Origin of the sequence: Phenylobacterium sp., from assembly GCF_036563385.1 — a bacterium.
Classification (GTDB): Bacteria; Pseudomonadota; Alphaproteobacteria; order Caulobacterales; family Caulobacteraceae; genus Phenylobacterium.
The window spans coordinates 20,022-34,701 of sequence record NZ_DATCML010000014.1; the positions used below are offsets into that span (position 1 = coordinate 20,022).

Here is a 14,680-nt window from a genome sequence, read left to right on the forward strand (position 1 = left end):
GAGGGGCCATGTCCGAGCCAGCGGCCAAGATCATCGACGGCAAGATCTACGCCGAGCGGGTGCGGGCCCGCGTCGCCGAGGAGGTGGCGGTCCTGCGCGCCGAGCACGGGCTGCAGCCGGGTCTGGCGGTGGTGCTGGTGGGCGACGACCCGGCCAGCCAGATCTATGTCCGCTCCAAGGGCGAGCATTCCCTGGCGGTGGGCATGCACTCCGTCACCCACCGGCTCCCCGCCGACGCCAGCCAGCATGAGCTGCTTCGGCTGGTGGGCGAGCTGAACGCCGACCCCGCCATCCACGGCATCCTCGTCCAGCTGCCGCTGCCCAAGCACCTGGACGAGCAGGCGGTGATCGCCGCCATCAGCCCCGACAAGGACGTGGACGGCCTCCACGTGGTCAACGCAGGTCGCTTGGCCAACGGCGTGCCGGCCCTGACGCCCTGCACCCCGCTCGGCTCGATGATCCTGCTCCGCGAAACGGTGGGCGACCTGGCCGGCAAGCGCGCGGTGGTGGTCGGCCGTTCGGTTCTGGTCGGCCGCCCCATGGCCCAGCTGCTGCTGCAGGCCGACTGCACGGTCACCATCGCCCACTCGCGCACCCAGGACCTGCCGGCCATCTGCCGTGAGGCCGACATCCTGGTGGCCGCCGTCGGCCGGCCGCGGATGATCCGCGGCGACTGGATCAAGCCCGGGGCGGCGGTTATCGACGTGGGGATCAACCGGGTGCCGTTCGACGATCCGGTGAAGGCCGCCGCCGGCCGCACCAAGGTGGTGGGCGACGTCCACTTCAAGGAAGCCGCCCAGGTGGCCGGCTGGATCACGCCCGCGCCGGGCGGCGTCGGCCTGATGACCGTCGCCGTCCTGCTTCAGAATACGCTGACGGCCGCCAAGCGGATCGCCGGCCTCGCCTAGCGCCCCGCGGCCGCCTCGGCCTCGAGCCAGCTGACCAGCTCGGCCAGCACCTGGCCGGTGGCCTTGTCGTAGGCCGGCACGATCAGGCTCACGCGGTTGCCGGCGGCCGGCACGCGCGCCTCAAAGATCCGCTCCCGGGCGAAGTCGCGGTCGCGCGGGCGGGTGAGGGCGGCGCGCACCCGCACCAGCACCGTCGGCGCCGCCTTCTCGCCGTTCTCGTAGCGCGCCTCGAAGTTGCGGACGTCCAGCCGCAGGACGTAGTCGGCCCGGGCGAGTTCGCCACGGGACACCAGCCGCACGCGGCCGGGCGCCGTGTCGAACGCCGCCAGCACCGCCTGGTCCCAGAGCACGGAGGCGGGGGCGACCCAGCGGCTCTCGGCGATGTAGCGGGTCTCCTCGCCGGTCACCGCCAGCAGCCGGTCCCCGGCCGTCTCGCCCTGGAAGGTCCCGTTGGCCCGGAACACCGCCACCGTCCCGGCCGCCGGCGCGGCCTGCGCCTGGGCCACGGGAGACTGGCCGAACCGGTAGAGCTGGGCCGGCTTGCCGCCGCCCAGCAGGCCGCCCATGCAGCCGGTGAGACTGACGCCGAGCGCGGCCACGAGCGCGGTGCGGAGGAGGGCGGTCGGGCGGATCACGGCTGCACCTCCAGTTCCTTCGATTTCGGCTTCAGCACCGCGCGGGCGCCGCCGGTCTGCACCTCGTTGACCAGCCGCTCCAGGCTCTCCGCGGCGCTCTGCAGCTGGATCACCGCCGAGGTGATCTGCGGCAGGCCGTTGGTGGCGAAGTCGGTGGTCGGCGCCTGCAGGGCGCTGATCATGCTGCGCGCGTCGCGGGCCGCGGCCTTGGCCTCCTCGGCCGCGTCGGCGACGTTGGCCAGCGTGCGGCGGCCGTCGCCGTTCACCAGGGTCCGGCTGTCCTGCAGCAGGAGGGTCAGCTCGGCGCCGGCCTCGTCGATCCGCTGCAGGGCGCTCTGGGCGTCGGCGATGATCGCCTTGCGCTCGCGAAGCTCCGCGGTCACGGCCTGGGCGTCGGACACGGCGGCGGAGAAGTTCTTGATGTTCTGGTCCGACAGCACCCGGTTGACCCGGTCCAGGGCCTCGATGGTGCGGGTCAGCACCGTGCCGCCGCCCTCCAGCAGATCCGACAGCGTGCTGCGCTGGCTGCGCAGGATCGGGATCTTGTCGTCCGGCACCGTGTCCTTCAGTAGCGGCTTGGACGGCGTGCCGGCGGTGATCTGGATGTAGTTCACCCCGGTGATGCCCTGCGGCTCCAGGGTCGCGTAGCTGTCCACCCGGATGGGCACGTCCGACGTCACCCGGGCGCGCGCGATCACCCGGCTGGGGTTGGTGCGGTCCAGCGCGATACGCGTGACCTCGCCCACCTTGATGCCGTTGAAGTGGACCTCGCCCCCCTGGTTCAGGCCGCGCACCGGGCCCTGGAAGAGGATGTCGTAGAGGTCGTTCTCCTGCCGGAACTGCCAGCGGGCGAGCCAGACCACGAAGATCACGAGTCCGATCGACAGGATCAGGGCCGAGAGCCCCACCATGGCGTAGTTGGCGTTCTTCTCCATCAGGCCTCCGTCCTCGCCCGGGCCACGGCCGCCTTGGCGGCGCGCCCCCGGGGGCCGAGGAAATATTCGCGGATCCAGGGGTGGTCGGAGCGCTCCAGCTCCTGCACGGGCGCGCAGGCCACCACCTTCTTGTCCGCAAGGACCGCCACGCGGTCGGTGATCTCATACAGCGTATCGAGATCGTGGGTGATCATGAACACGGTCAGGTCGAGGCTGTCGGACAGATCCTTGATCAGCTCGTCGAAGGCCGCCGCCCCGATGGGATCCAGGCCGGCGGTGGGCTCGTCCAGGAACAGCAGCTCCGGGTCCAGCGCCAGCGCCCGCGCCAGGCCCGCCCGCTTGCGCATGCCCCCCGACAGCTCCGCCGGCTTCAGCGCCCCGGCGTCCGCCCGCAGACCCACGAGCGCGATCTTCAGCTCGGCCAGCTCGTAGATCTCCGCCCGGCTGAGGCTGGTGTGCTCGAACATCGGCGCCGCCACGTTCTCCTTCACCGTCAGGTTCGAAAACAGCGCCCCGGACTGGAACAGCACGCCCCAGCTGCGGTTGATCGCGTCCCAGCGCCGCTGGGACGCTGTCTCGATGTCGTTGCCGAACACCCGGATGTCGCCGCCCTGCGGGGCCCGCAGGCCAATGATGGAGTTGAGCAGCACCGACTTGCCGGCCCCAGAGCCGCCCACCACGCCCAACACCTCGCCGCGCTTCACGGTCAGGTCCAGCCGGTCGTGCACCACGTGGTCGCCGAAGGCGTTGACCAGTCCGCGCACCTCCACCGCCGGGCCTTCCTGGTCCAGCAGCTCCTCGTCGGTCAGGTCGCGCTCGTCGCTCACAGGTCCAGCTCCATGTAGAGCAGGGCGAAGGCGGCATCGATCATGATGATCGCGAAGATCGCGTGCACCACGGCCGCCGTGACCCGGCGGCCCAGCGATTCCACGTCGCCGCCCACGAGCAGCCCCTGGCGGCAGCCGATGCCGGCGATCACCGCCGCCATCACCGGCGCCTTGGACAGGCCGATCCAGAACTGGCTGACCCCGACGTTGTCGACGATCCGCTGCAGGAAGAAGGCGGGCCCGAGGTCCAGCGCCGCCCAGGTCACCACCATGCCGCCGAACAGGCCGGCCAGCGTCGCCACGAAGGTCAGGAGCGGGATGGTCAGCAACAGGGCGGCGAACCTCGGCAGGACGAGCGCGTCGAAAGGATCAACGCCCAGCACCCGCATGGCGTCCACTTCCTGGTTCATCTTCATCGAGCCGATTTCGGCGGCGAACGACGAGGCGGAACGGCCGGCCAGCAGCAGGGCGGTGATGATGATGTTGAATTCGCGCAGCACGGCGATGCCGATCAGCTCGACGGCGAACACCTCGGCTCCGAATTGCTGGAGCATGGTGGCTCCCAGAAGGCCCACCACCGCGCCGATGAAGAAGGCGGTCACCGAGATGATCGGGATGGCGTCCAACCCGGCGCGCTCCATCAGCGAGACGATCGCCGCCCAGCGGATCTTGCGCGGCGCGACCACCAGGTTGACCAGGGTGCGGGCCAGCACCACCAGCAGGTGGCCGAGGAAGCCCATGGTCTCGAGGAACTCGTGACCCAGGTCCATCACGCCCTTGCCGATGCGGATGGTCAGGTCGTGGAAGCCGCGGGGCTCTCGCCGGACGGTCGGCTGGCGGGAGGCGGCCTCGGCCACCAGGGCCACCAGTCGGCGGGTCTCGGGCCGCGCCTGCAACTGCTGCGGGTCGAACCCCGGGCCCGCGGCGCGGACGACGGCGTACGCTCCGGCGGTGTCCAGGCGGCGCACGCGGCGCAGGTCGAGGACGACGTCGCTGCGGCCGCTCAGCGCCTGCGCCAGCCCGCGGCCGGCCTCGCCCAGCTGGTTCGCTGTCCAGTCGCCGGTCAGGCAGACAGTGGGGCGATCCGCCGCGGGCTTGAGGCTGAAGTCGGCGGGTCTCTCCATCCGGTGGTGGTCTCGAAAGCTCCCTGGCGTCCCCTGCGCAGCGGGCCGAGCCCGAGTCGCGATGGCGCGCGCGCCGACCCTAGCAGAGCGCGCCCAAGGGCTGGAACGCCTTATGGCCCAGCCCGTTCCGCCTCCTTAAGGCCAAGCCGCGGCCCATTTTCGCCCCAGTCGGGCCGGTAATCGTGGCCATGCGGGCTCGCCCTGGCGTGAGTCCCGCGACCTCGACCGAAGGCTGGAGAGTGCGTTGACCCGCCAGATCGAACTCGCCGGGAAGTCCGGCGCCCGCTACCGCTACACCCCGCTGGAGGAGGACCGGTTCATCACGCCGGCCGGGGCGAACTATGTCATCGCCGAGCTCACGGCGGAGGGCGCCCGCGTGGTCTACGCTGGCGAGACCGACAACCTCGCCAATCAGACCTGGCGCGCGGCGCTCGAGGCCGCCCGCCAGCAGTACGCCGAGGCCAAGGTGCTCACCCGCCTGAACGTGACCCGCGCCGTGCGCGAGGCCGAGCGCGCCGACCTGATCGAGCAGTACCATCCGCCGCTCAACGAGGGCCGCGGCGCCTGAGGCGGCTGGCGCGTCGGTCCGGCTGCGGCCAATCTGCGCCCGTGAAGAGTCCCGCCGCCATTGTGATCTTCGGCGCCGCCGTGCGCGCCGATGGCCGCGCCTCGCCGGCCTTGGCCCGGCGCATCGGCTATGGCCTGCAGGCCGCCCTGGCGGATCCGCAGGCCCTGGTCCTCTGCTCCGGCGCGGTCGGACGTCACCCGCCGTCGGAGGCCGCCGTCATGGCCGCCGCGCTGCGGGCCCGCGGCGTGCCGGACGCCCGGCTCGTGCTGGACGAGGCGAGCCGCGACACGCTCCAGAGCGTGCTCGCCGCCGCCCGATTCCTGCAGGCGAGGGGACTGTCCCGCTGCGTCGTCTGCAGCGACCGCTACCACATCCTGCGCATACGCCTGCTGCTGGCGGCGCTGGGGGTCCGCGCGGAGGTCGGCCCGCTGCTGCCCGGCCGCGGCGGCGCCCGCTTCGCCCACTGGTGGAAGATGCGCCTGCGCGAGGTGCTGGCCATCCCCTACGACCTGGCCATCGTGCTCTGGCGCCGCCGCAGCCTGCTGGCGGCGATCCACGCATGAGCCGCATCCGCATCGGCACAGCCGGCTGGGCCGTCCCGCGCACCCTGCGCGACCGGTTCCCCGAGGGGCCGAGCGGCCTTGCCCGCTACGCGGGCTGCTTCGACGCGGCGGAGGTGAACTCCAGCTTCTACCGTTCGCACCGCGAGAGCACCTGGCGCCGCTGGGCCGCAGAAACGCCGGAGGGTTTTCGCTTCGCCGTAAAGGCCCCGCGTACGGCCACCCACGAGCGCAAGCTGGTCGACACGGGCGCCCTGATCGACCCCTTCCTGGCCGAGGCGCGCCTGCTCGGCGACCGGCTCGGCCCCATTCTGGTGCAGCTGCCGCCCAGCCTCGCCTTCGATCCGGGCGTCGCGGAATGCTTCCTCGCCGAGCTGCGCGCCCGGTTCGACGGGCCCGTCGCCTGCGAGCCCCGCCACCCCACCTGGTTCGAGCCTGAGGCGGACGCGCTGCTGCGGCGCCACCGGGTCGCCCGGGTCGCGGCCGATCCGCTTCGCCATCCCGCCGCCGGCGCGCCCGGCGGCTGGCCGGCGTTTGCCTACTGGCGCCTGCACGGCTCCCCGCGGATGTACTACTCGGCCTACGAGGAGCCGTACCTGCGGGCGCTGGCCGCCGCCCTGCGCGCCTCGCCCGCCGACGAGGTCTGGTGCGTGTTCGACAACACCACGTCCGGAGCGGCGGCCGAGAACGCCCTGAGCCTGCGCGAGCTGGTGGACGATTGACAGTGGGTGTTACGGGCGTAATCTGCCGGTGAACTACAAACATAAACCGGGAGAGACGCCGTGATCCGACCGCTGACCTGGAGCGCCGCGGCGCTCAGCTTCCTGATCGGCGCCAACGCCGCCGCCCAAACCGCCCCACCGGCCGTAGCCCCGGCGGACCCGCCGTTCGCCCTTGTCGCCGCCGAAGACCGCCTGACGCTCGGCGGCGTCTTCGCCGACGCCGACATCGTCATGCAACTGGTGATGGCGGGCCTTCTGATCGCCACGGTGCTTTCGGCCGTCGTCTGGATCAGCCATGCGGTCCGGAGGCAGCCGGGCAGGGGGCTCGCCGGCGGCCTTACCCTGCTCTCCGCAGTCTCTGCGGCCGGGCCGCTGATCGGCCTCTTCGGCAGCGCCTACTGCATGCTGATGAGCTTCATCGGCGCCTCCAACGTGCGCCCGGCGCCCTCGCTGAGCATCCTCGCCCCGGGCTTCGCCGAGGCCACCATGTCCGCCATGCTGGGGCTGCTGGCCGCCGCCATCGCCACCGTGGGCCATCGCCACCTCAAGGGGAAGGTGTTCGGCTTCGACACGGCGGACGACATCGCCCGCGAGCCGGTGCAAACTGCGCCTCGCCAGGCGCGCGCAACGGCTTAGACTAGGGGCCCATGAGCAAGATCTCGGCTGCGGAAAGCCACATCATGGAAGCGCTGTGGGCGGGTGAGCCGCTCGGCGCCGACGAGATCGTGGCTCAGGTGGGCCCCGCCCAGAACTGGGGCGAGGCCACGGTGAAGACGCTGATCAACCGCCTCCTCAAGAAGAAGGCGCTGGTCTCCGAACGAGCGGGCGGTCGCACGCGCTATCGCCCGCTGGTCAGCCGGGCCGAGTATCTCACAGGCGAGAGCCAGGGCCTGCTGGACCGCCTGTTCGGCGGCGAGCTTGCCCCCCTGGTCGCCCACTACGCCCGCCACCGAGCGCTCAAGCCCGAAGAGGTCACCCGCCTGAAGCGGCTGATCGAGGAGCTGGAAGACGAGGGCGACGATGAGTGACAGCCTCGCCCTGATCCTTGGAGAGGACCCGCTGGCGGGCCTCGCCACCGTCCTCCTCTACGTCAATCTGGCCGCCGCCTTGGCGGTCCTGGCCATTCTGCCGTTGCGGGCCCCGCTGCGGCGGCTGATCGGGCCCGCCGGCGCCTACCAGCTCTGGTGGCTGCCGGTGATCGCCGCCGCCCTGGCGGGCGTGCTCTTCCTTACCATCGAGCCGGAGTACCGGCTCACGGCGCCCGCGCCGGGGCCGGCGCTGCTCTGGACGTGGGCGGCCGGCGCCGCCCTGATGGCGAGCGCCTTCGGCCTCGCGCAGGCGCGGTTCGGGCGCGAGCTGCGGCAGGGGCTCTCCGGGCCCGCCGTGGTCGGCCTCATCTCGCCGCGCATCGTCATGCCGGCGGACGACGGCCGCTACAGCGAGGTGGAGCGCGAGCTGATCCGCGCCCACGAGCGCCAGCACATCGCCCGCAAGGACACCCGGGCGGTGGCCTTCCTGGCGCTCGTCCGCTGCCTCTTCTGGTTCAACCCCCTGCTGCACCTGGCGGCCGGCTTCCTGCGCCTCGACCAGGAAATCGCCTGCGATGCGGCGGTGGTGAACGCCCGCCCGGCGGCTCGCGCCCTCTACGCCCGGGCTCTGCTCAAGACTCAGCTCGCCGCCACGCCGCTGCCCCTCGGCTGCTACTGGCCCGCCCGCGGCGCCCACCCCCTGGAGATCCGACTCGGCCTTCTGAAGCGCGGCCGTCTCGCGATTTCCGGCCGCGCCCAGGGCTCGCTCGCCGGCCCCGTGGACGCCATCCGGCCGTGACCCGCTCGAGCTACTGCGGACGCGGGGGCTCGGGCCTTTCGGCGGGCGGCCGGTGCGCGTCGTCGCGGTCCCAGCTCTCCACCCGCTGCACCACCTGACGGTCGCGGGGCAGCGCCCAGGGGTGCTCGGCCTGCAGCCAGGCGATCAGCTTCTCGCGCACCTCGCAACGCAGGTCGAAGAGCGGCCCTGAGGCCTCCGCGCTCACGAGGCACCGAATCTCCATGGTGCGCTCCCGGAGGTCCGTCACCTGCACGGCGGCCACTCGCCCGTCCCAGTGCGCTGAGGCGCGCACGATCTCCTCCAGCTTCCGGCGCACCGGCTCCACCGGCATGGCGTAGTCAACGTACAGCATCGCCGTTCCCAGGAGCTGGGACGACTCCCGCGTCCAATTCTGGAAGGGCTTCTGCAGGAAGTGGGTGAGGGGGACCACCATGCGCCGCTCATCCCATAGCCGGACGACGACGTAGGTCGTGGTGATCTCCTCGATGTTGCCGAACTCGTTCTCGACGATCACCGCGTCGTCGATGCGGATCGGCTGGGTCACCGCCACCTGGATGCCGGCGAACAGGTTGGACAGCAGGGGCTGCAGCGCCAGTCCGACCAGCAGCGACGCCGCGCCGCCCGCAGCCAGCAGGCTCACGCCCCACTGCCGTACTCCGCTGATGGTCATCAGGGCCAGGCCGGCGCTGACCAGCACCACCAACACCGTCACCGCGCGCCGCAGGATCCGCACCTGGGTCAGGTGCTTGCGAGCCGTCAGGTTGTCGGCCACGTCGATCCGGTAGCGCCGCATGTAGAGCGCAGCTGCGATGTCGAGGGCCGTCAGCGTCACCCAGCCCATCACCAGGATGAAGGCGATCAGCAGGAGGTGCTGCACGACGCCGGCCGCCCCTGCCCGCAGCGGTGCGGCGGGCAGGGCCACGCCCAGTGCGATGATCACGGTCAGCACGCGACCAGGGCGGCGGGTGCGCACCAGCAGGGCCCGCCAGAACTCGTCCCGCCGCGTCAGCGCTCGGCGCACGAGACGCACGATCGCTTCGTGTGCGGTGAGCGCGAAGGCCAGCGCGGCGCCGAAGATGATCAGGCTCGCCAGCCACGGGGGCGCCCAGGCCGTGCTCTCGCGCAGCCAGGCGACGAGCGTCAGCGGCGGCATCGGCGGGACAGTGACCTCAGCGGCCGTCGCGCTTCACCGCGCCGGAGTCCTGGCCCGCGGTCTGGCCGCCGCCGGTCCCCAGACTGCCCTGGGATGCGCCGGGACCGCCGCCTGGAATGGTGCCGCCTGGCTGCAGGGATGTGGACAGGCCGCTCGGCGGGGCGCTGGGCGCGTCGGGCGTCGGTCCAGCCGGGGCCGGAGTCCTGTTGTGGTCTTCGCTCATGGCAAGCTCCCTTGGCGCAAGGCTAACCGGGCAGCGTCGGGACTGTTCCGCCGCGTCGTCTATTCGGCGCAAGGCCGTCAGGGTTGACGGTGCGGCGCCCGGCGGCCGATCCTTGGGCCAACGGGACGCGCACGATCCCGCGGGGAGGACTGCCATGCCGGGTGTCGAACTCAATCGCCGATGGGTGCTGGCCGGCGGCCTGTGGCTGGCGTCCAGCCGGGCCTTAGCCCAGGGAGACGCCCCGGTCGTGGAGACCACCTCCGGTCGGGTGCGCGGCGCCGCGGCCGGTGGCGTCCTGACCTTCAAGGGCATCCCCTACGGCGAGCCCACCGGCGGCGCCAACCGCTTCATGCCGCCGAAGCCGCGCGCGGCCTGGGCGGGCGTCCGCGACGCGCTCGCCTACGGCGCCTCAGCCCCGCAGCGTGGCTCGGCCCCCAGCCGTCCGCCGCCCCCGTCCGGGGCGCCTGCGCCGCATCCGTCGCCGATCAGCAGCCCTGTCCCGCAGCCGGCCGAGAGCGAGGACTGCCTGTTCCTCAACGTTTGGACGCCTTCCACCACCGGCAAACGGGCGGTCATGTTCTGGATGCACGGCGGCGGCTTCTCCACCGGCTCCGGATCCTCGGCCTGGTACGATGGGACCAACATCGCCCGGAAGCAGGACGTGGTGATCGTCACGATCAACCACCGCCTGAACGTCATGGGCTACGCCGACCTCTCGGCCTACGGGCCGCAGTACGCCGCCAGCGGCAACGTGGGCATGCTGGACTGCGTGCTGGCGCTTCAGTGGGTGCGGGACAACATCGCGCGGTTCGGCGGCGATCCCGACCGGGTGATGATCCACGGCGAGTCCGGCGGCGGCCGCAAGACCAGCATGATGATGGCCTTCAACCCGGCCAAGGGCCTGTTCCACCGGGCGGCGGTGCAGAGCGGCTCGGCCCTGCGCATGGATGGCCAGGCCTTGGCCCGCGAGAAGTCGCGTCGGCTGCTGGACGCCCTGGGGATCGCTCCCGCCGACATCGGCAAGATCCACGATGTGCCGTTGGCCGACCTGCAGCGGGCGGGGGCCCGGGCCAGCGCAGGCCTTGGCCAATGGCGGCCCGTTGTCGACGGCAAGCTGCTGCCGCGGCATCCCTTCGAGCCCGACGCTTCGCCCCTGAACCGTGACGTGCCGATGATGATCGGCACGAACCGCACCGAGGCCTCGGCCTTCATGGGGACCAGCCGGGAGATGGACACCCTCACCGATGCGGGGCTCCTGGCCGAGATCGGGAAGCTCGTTCCGGCGGGACGGGCAGGGGAGGTGCTCGCCACCTACCGGCGGCTGTTCCCGAACAGCAGTCGTGCGGAGATCGCCTACATGGTCTCCACCGACCGCAGCTACTTCCTGGACTCGACCCTCCAGGCCGAGCGCAAGGCCGCCCAGGGCGGCGCGCCGGCCTTCTACTACGGGTTCTACCGGCCGACGCCGGTGCAGGGCGGGCGCTACTTCGTCCCGCACGCCGAGGAGATCCCGTTCGTCTTCGACACCCTGGCGCTGGCCGACCGGATGGTCGGGCCCGTCACCCCCGCCGCCCAGGCCCTGGCCGACCAGCTGAGCGCCGCCTGGGCCAACTTCGCCAAGACCGGCCGCCCTTCGGCGCCCGGCCTGCCGGCCTGGCCCGCCTACGAGGCGCGCACCCGCCCGACCATGATCTTCGACGAGCCCGCCTGCCGCGTCGAGAACGACCCCCGGGGCGTCCAGCGCCGCCTGATGGCCAGTTTCGGCTCCCAGCAGGACACCCAGAGCGAGATCCCCGCCGCCGGCCGCGCCGGCGGCGACACCCCGGGCTAGCGGCCTTCCTTTCAGGCCCCATAGCGAGGAAGCCTAAGCCCTCCTCCTCGATGGAGGAGGGTTGGGTGGTGGTGTGCGCACCGAGCTGCGGCATAGGGCGCAGGTGGGCTCTGTTTTCAATCGCGCCCGCCCTTCACCTCACTGCAGTGGCTTTCGCACGCCGCGAGGTACGGCTCAGCTCCGCCCGGCCGCCTTGTCCTTGTTCGCCTGGCTGACGACGTAGTGCCAGATGGTCTCGGATTCGCCCGGGGCCAGCAGGCTCTTGAACGAGGCCATGCCCTTCTCCGCCCGCGCGCCGTCCACCACGATCGCGTTCCAGGCCGGCAGGTTGTTCAGGCTGGTGGAATAGCGCAGGTCGGGGATCGACTTGTCCGCCACGGCGCCGGCCCCATGGCAACCCGAGCAGAGCCGCGCGTAGGACGCCTGGCCGTCGATCACCTGCTCGTTGGTGCCGGTGAGCAGCGGGGGATTGAGGGTCCGCTGCGTCGTGGATGCGCCATTGGTCCGGAACTCCGCCGTGGGCAGGCCCGTCGCGCCGCCGAGCTTGTAGACCAGCAGGCGCGAGTTGTTGGCGCTGGCCGGGCTGGTGCGGACCTGGTCGCCGGGCAGCCCGCGCGCGCCCGCCAGCACCGCCACGTACTGCTCGCCGCCGATCTCATAGGTCATCGGCGCGGCGACGATCTTCGCCTGGGTGAAGTGCGACCACAGTTTGCGCCCGGTCCGGGCGTCATAGGCGGCCAGTTCCCCGGCATGATTGCCTGAGAACACCAGGTCGCCGGCCGTGGCCAGCGTCCCGCTCGCGCCGTAGACCCCGTTGTCCGCCCGCCAGGCCTCCTTGCGGGCCGAGGGATCCCAGGCCTGCAGGTAGCTCTTCACCGGCCCACGTGGGGGCGCGCCGGGCTGGTTGTAGAGGCTCATGGCCGAGGCGGCGTTGACGCCGGTGTTGTACGCCCGCGCGTTCACCACCAGCTCGGCCATGTTGTCGTAGCCGGCGTTGTTCTCGGTGACGGGCAGGTACACGAGCCCGGTGCGCGGGCTGTACGACCACGGGTGCCAGTTGTGCGCCCCCAGTGGACCCGGCGAGACGATCACCGGCTTGCCGGTCAGGTCGTAGCGCGCCGCAGCCCGCTCCACGGGCCGGCCGGTCTTCAGGTCCACCCGGTCGGCCCAGTCCACCGGGGCGAACTTGTCGGCCGAGAGCAGCTTCCCGCTGCGCGCGTCCAGGACGTAGAAGAAGCCGTTCTTCGGCGCCTGCATCACCACGCGCCGCAGCCGGCCGGCCACCGGCACGGTGGCCACCATCAGCGGCTGGGTGGCGGTGTAGTCCCAAGTCTCGCCCGGCGTCGTCTGGTAGTGCCAGCGGTAGCGGCCGGTGTCCGGGTCGAGCGCCACGATGGAGGACAGGAACAGGTTGTCGCCGCCGCCCGGGCTGCGGAACTTCTGGTTCCACGGCGTGCCGTTTCCGACGCCGATGTAGAGCAGGCCGCTCTCCGTGTCGTAGGCCATGCCGTCCCACACCGTGCCGCCGCCGCCCAGCGCCCACCACTGGCCCTTCCAGGTGGCGGCCGCCTTGCGCAGTTCGGGCGTCTCGAACCCCTTCGCCGGATCGCCGGGCACGGTGTAGAACCGCCACAGCTGCTTGCCGCTCTCGGCGTCATAGGCCGTGACGAAGCCCCGGGCGTCGTATTCGGCCCCGCCGTTGCCGATGATCACCTTGCCCCGGATGATCCGCGGCACGCCGGTGATGGTGTAGGGCTTGGCGGCGTCGGTGGTCTGCACCGACCAGGCTTCGCGGCCCGTCTTGGCGTCCAGGGCGATCAGCCGGCCGTCCAGGGCGCCCAGGTAGATCCGGCCGTTCCAGGCGGCGACGCCGCGGTTGACCACGTCGCAGCAGGCGATCTGGCCCACCGCCTTGTCCACCTTGGGATCGTAGTCCCAAAGCTTCTCGCCCGTGCGGGCGTCGAACGCCTTCACCATGCTCCAGGCGGTGGTCACGTAGAGCACGCCGTCCACGACGATCGGGGTGGCTTCCTGGCCGCGCTCGGTGTCGAGGTCGCCGTACCAGGCCAGTCCCAGTTGGCCGATGCTCTGCGGGTTGACCCGCGCGAGCGGGCTGTAGCGCTGCTCCGAATAGGTGCGGCCCGCGGCGATCCATTCGGCGTTCCGGTCGGCGGCGCGCAGCCTGGCGTCGTTCACCGCCGTCTGGACCGGCGCGGCCCCCGCCAGCCACACTGAACAGAGCGCCGCCATCAGGCGGGCGCGCCGTGAGCCCTTACGCATACAGACTTCCCCCCGGGGCGGCTGCGGACGCGCCGCAGCCGCTGTTCTTCTATCAAGGCCGCGGGTTGTTGCGCACGATGAAGGCCGCCAGCTCGTCGATGTAGAGCTGCGGAACGAAGCCTTCCATCACCGCCGACAGGTGCCCGCCGTCCTTGAGCACCACGTTATGGAAGTTCGGCAGCTCGCGCCACAGGCGGTGCGTCTTGCGGTAGGGCGCGTCGTATTCCCCGTTCACCGCCAGCACCGGGAAGGTGATGGTCCTCAGGTCGATGGCGGGCGGCTGCGGCATGGGCCGGGGCGCGGCGGCGGCCGGCGCGGCCGGGGAGGGGGCCGCTGCGCCCGCCCGGCGCGGTGCGGCGTTGCCGATGGCGTTCGCGGCCGCCTGCCGCTCCGCCTGGATCTTGTAGTAGGCGGCCCGGGCCTTTTCCTCCTCCGGGGCGACGCCGGTCTTGTCGGCCGGGACCTTGTCGGCCCACTCGGCCGTCTCGCCGATGCCGGAGCCGCCGAAGTGGGCGGTGATGAACCGCTCCGGCGCCCGCGCCATCAGCCGGGCGGTGATCGCCCCGCCCATGGAGTAGCCGCCGATGTGCGCCTTGCGGATGCCCTGGGCGTCCATGAAGTCCAGCACGTCCTTGGCCATGTCGCCCGTGCGGTCGCCGCGCTGGCCCTGCGGATTGGTGGTCAGGCCGTGGCCGCGCATGTCGATGCCGATCACCCGGTTGGTCTTGGCCAGGCTCTGAGCGAAGCCGTTCGAGAACCAGTTGCCGAGCGCGCTGCCGCCCGAACCGTGGATCAGGATCACCGGCGGGCCCTTGCCCTGTTCGGCCCAGTGGAAGGTGGTCCCGTCCGGCCCCTTCCACATGTGCGTCTTCCAGCCGCTCGCCACCGGCTTGGCCCTGGGCAGGGCCTGGGCGCTGGCCAGGGCTGGGGCGCTCGCCAGCAGGCTCGCCGCGGCGATCCCGATCAGGATGCGGTTCATGCTTTCCTCCCGTAGCGTCGTCTTGCTTGCCTTCCGTTCTAGCCCAGCCAAAGGAAACCGTCACGCCGTACGGTTTGTGCCGGAACCCCCTTTGTGCTGAGTACGACG

Annotated in this window: 16 protein-coding genes; 8 read left to right on the forward strand and 8 right to left on the reverse strand. The window is 71.8% G+C overall.

Translation table 11 applies throughout. From position 1 onward, the window contains the following. The first annotated feature begins 8 nt into the window (after nucleotides 1–8). Complete coding sequence (gene folD, locus VIL67_RS13870) at nucleotides 9–908, forward strand: bifunctional methylenetetrahydrofolate dehydrogenase/methenyltetrahydrofolate cyclohydrolase FolD (protein WP_332049498.1); 900 nt, start codon at nucleotides 9–11, stop codon at nucleotides 906–908. Here folD and VIL67_RS13875 read toward each other — a convergent pair. Genes VIL67_RS13875 through VIL67_RS13890 form a run of 4 tightly spaced genes read right to left on the reverse strand, consistent with a single transcriptional unit; the run spans nucleotide 905 to nucleotide 4,429 of the window. Next, nucleotides 905–1,543, reverse strand: a complete 639-nt coding sequence (locus tag VIL67_RS13875; RefSeq protein ID WP_332049499.1) for an ABC-type transport auxiliary lipoprotein family protein — start codon at nucleotides 1,541–1,543, stop codon at nucleotides 905–907. The genes folD and VIL67_RS13875 overlap by 4 nt on opposite strands. After that, a complete protein-coding gene (locus VIL67_RS13880; protein ID WP_332049500.1) occupies nucleotides 1,540–2,478 on the reverse strand; it encodes an MlaD family protein in 939 nt (312 codons plus the stop codon). The genes VIL67_RS13875 and VIL67_RS13880 overlap by 4 nt, the downstream gene beginning before the upstream one ends. Continuing rightward, nucleotides 2,478–3,305: an ABC transporter ATP-binding protein gene (locus VIL67_RS13885; RefSeq protein ID WP_332049501.1), complete on the reverse strand. Its 828-nt coding sequence runs from the start codon at nucleotides 3,303–3,305 to the stop codon at nucleotides 2,478–2,480. The genes VIL67_RS13880 and VIL67_RS13885 overlap by 1 nt, the downstream gene beginning before the upstream one ends. Continuing rightward, nucleotides 3,302–4,429 carry an ABC transporter permease gene (locus VIL67_RS13890; RefSeq protein WP_332049502.1) on the reverse strand — a complete coding sequence of 376 codons (1,128 nt, stop codon included), beginning with the start codon at nucleotides 4,427–4,429 and terminating at the stop codon, nucleotides 3,302–3,304. The genes VIL67_RS13885 and VIL67_RS13890 overlap by 4 nt, the downstream gene beginning before the upstream one ends. 244 nt (nucleotides 4,430–4,673) lie before the next feature. Between VIL67_RS13890 and VIL67_RS13895 the strand changes: the two genes are divergently transcribed. Genes VIL67_RS13895 through VIL67_RS13920 form a run of 6 tightly spaced genes read left to right on the forward strand, consistent with a single transcriptional unit; the run spans nucleotide 4,674 to nucleotide 8,106 of the window. Further along, the gene (locus VIL67_RS13895; RefSeq protein WP_332049503.1) at nucleotides 4,674–4,997 is read left to right on the forward strand and encodes a hypothetical protein; all 324 of its coding nucleotides are present in this window, start codon (nucleotides 4,674–4,676) and stop codon (nucleotides 4,995–4,997) included. Between the two features lie 41 nt (nucleotides 4,998–5,038). Continuing rightward, entirely contained in the window at nucleotides 5,039–5,560 is a 522-nt protein-coding gene (locus tag VIL67_RS13900; protein WP_332049504.1) for a YdcF family protein, read from the forward strand. Continuing rightward, the gene (locus VIL67_RS13905) at nucleotides 5,557–6,279 is read left to right on the forward strand and encodes a DUF72 domain-containing protein (RefSeq protein ID WP_332049505.1); all 723 of its coding nucleotides are present in this window, start codon (nucleotides 5,557–5,559) and stop codon (nucleotides 6,277–6,279) included. Before VIL67_RS13900 ends, VIL67_RS13905 begins: the two co-directional genes overlap by 4 nt. A 60-nt stretch (nucleotides 6,280–6,339) precedes the next feature. Next, nucleotides 6,340–6,915 carry a MotA/TolQ/ExbB proton channel family protein gene (locus VIL67_RS13910; RefSeq protein ID WP_332049506.1) on the forward strand — a complete coding sequence of 192 codons (576 nt, stop codon included), beginning with the start codon at nucleotides 6,340–6,342 and terminating at the stop codon, nucleotides 6,913–6,915. Between the two features lie 11 nt (nucleotides 6,916–6,926). Beyond that, nucleotides 6,927–7,307 (forward strand): BlaI/MecI/CopY family transcriptional regulator, encoded by a 381-nt coding sequence (locus tag VIL67_RS13915; protein ID WP_332049507.1) that lies wholly within the window; start codon nucleotides 6,927–6,929, stop codon nucleotides 7,305–7,307. Next, nucleotides 7,300–8,106 (forward strand): M56 family metallopeptidase, encoded by an 807-nt coding sequence (locus VIL67_RS13920; RefSeq protein ID WP_332049508.1) that lies wholly within the window; start codon nucleotides 7,300–7,302, stop codon nucleotides 8,104–8,106. Before VIL67_RS13915 ends, VIL67_RS13920 begins: the two co-directional genes overlap by 8 nt. Nucleotides 8,107–8,116: 10 nt before the next feature. Here VIL67_RS13920 and VIL67_RS13925 read toward each other — a convergent pair whose 3' ends face one another. Further along, nucleotides 8,117–9,259 carry a mechanosensitive ion channel family protein gene (locus VIL67_RS13925; protein ID WP_332049509.1) on the reverse strand — a complete coding sequence of 381 codons (1,143 nt, stop codon included), beginning with the start codon at nucleotides 9,257–9,259 and terminating at the stop codon, nucleotides 8,117–8,119. 16 nt (nucleotides 9,260–9,275) lie between these two features. Further along, nucleotides 9,276–9,482 (reverse strand): hypothetical protein, encoded by a 207-nt coding sequence (locus VIL67_RS13930; protein ID WP_332049510.1) that lies wholly within the window; start codon nucleotides 9,480–9,482, stop codon nucleotides 9,276–9,278. Nucleotides 9,483–9,636: 154 nt separating this feature from the next. Between VIL67_RS13930 and VIL67_RS13935 the strand changes: the two genes are divergently transcribed. Next, the gene (locus VIL67_RS13935) at nucleotides 9,637–11,313 is read left to right on the forward strand and encodes a carboxylesterase/lipase family protein (protein ID WP_332049511.1); all 1,677 of its coding nucleotides are present in this window, start codon (nucleotides 9,637–9,639) and stop codon (nucleotides 11,311–11,313) included. A 174-nt stretch (nucleotides 11,314–11,487) separates the two neighbouring features. On the opposite strand, the gene VIL67_RS13940 is transcribed toward VIL67_RS13935, so the two are convergent. Next, nucleotides 11,488–13,593 (reverse strand): PQQ-dependent dehydrogenase, methanol/ethanol family, encoded by a 2,106-nt coding sequence (locus VIL67_RS13940; RefSeq protein ID WP_332049512.1) that lies wholly within the window; start codon nucleotides 13,591–13,593, stop codon nucleotides 11,488–11,490. 52 nt (nucleotides 13,594–13,645) lie between these two features. Beyond that, complete coding sequence (locus VIL67_RS13945; RefSeq protein ID WP_332049513.1) at nucleotides 13,646–14,572, reverse strand: alpha/beta fold hydrolase; 927 nt, start codon at nucleotides 14,570–14,572, stop codon at nucleotides 13,646–13,648. Nucleotides 14,573–14,680: the final 108 nt, after the last annotated feature.

What these genes read in the sequence shown, in the direction of transcription:
- folD (WP_332049498.1), top strand. Translation starts at nt 9, where the DNA reads ATGTCCGAGCCAGCGGCCAAGATCATCGACGGCAAGATCTACGCCGAG.
- VIL67_RS13880 (WP_332049500.1), bottom strand. Translation starts at nt 2,478, where the DNA reads ATGGAGAAGAACGCCAACTACGCCATGGTGGGGCTCTCGGCCCTGATC.
- VIL67_RS13890 (WP_332049502.1), bottom strand. Translation starts at nt 4,429, where the DNA reads ATGGAGAGACCCGCCGACTTCAGCCTCAAGCCCGCGGCGGATCGCCCC.
- VIL67_RS13905 (WP_332049505.1), top strand. Translation starts at nt 5,557, where the DNA reads ATGAGCCGCATCCGCATCGGCACAGCCGGCTGGGCCGTCCCGCGCACC.
- VIL67_RS13915 (WP_332049507.1), top strand. Translation starts at nt 6,927, where the DNA reads ATGAGCAAGATCTCGGCTGCGGAAAGCCACATCATGGAAGCGCTGTGG.
- VIL67_RS13920 (WP_332049508.1), top strand. Translation starts at nt 7,300, where the DNA reads ATGAGTGACAGCCTCGCCCTGATCCTTGGAGAGGACCCGCTGGCGGGC.
- VIL67_RS13925 (WP_332049509.1), bottom strand. Translation starts at nt 9,259, where the DNA reads ATGCCGCCGCTGACGCTCGTCGCCTGGCTGCGCGAGAGCACGGCCTGG.
- VIL67_RS13930 (WP_332049510.1), bottom strand. Translation starts at nt 9,482, where the DNA reads ATGAGCGAAGACCACAACAGGACTCCGGCCCCGGCTGGACCGACGCCC.
- VIL67_RS13935 (WP_332049511.1), top strand. Translation starts at nt 9,637, where the DNA reads ATGCCGGGTGTCGAACTCAATCGCCGATGGGTGCTGGCCGGCGGCCTG.
- VIL67_RS13940 (WP_332049512.1), bottom strand. Translation starts at nt 13,593, where the DNA reads ATGCGTAAGGGCTCACGGCGCGCCCGCCTGATGGCGGCGCTCTGTTCA.
- VIL67_RS13945 (WP_332049513.1), bottom strand. Translation starts at nt 14,572, where the DNA reads ATGAACCGCATCCTGATCGGGATCGCCGCGGCGAGCCTGCTGGCGAGC.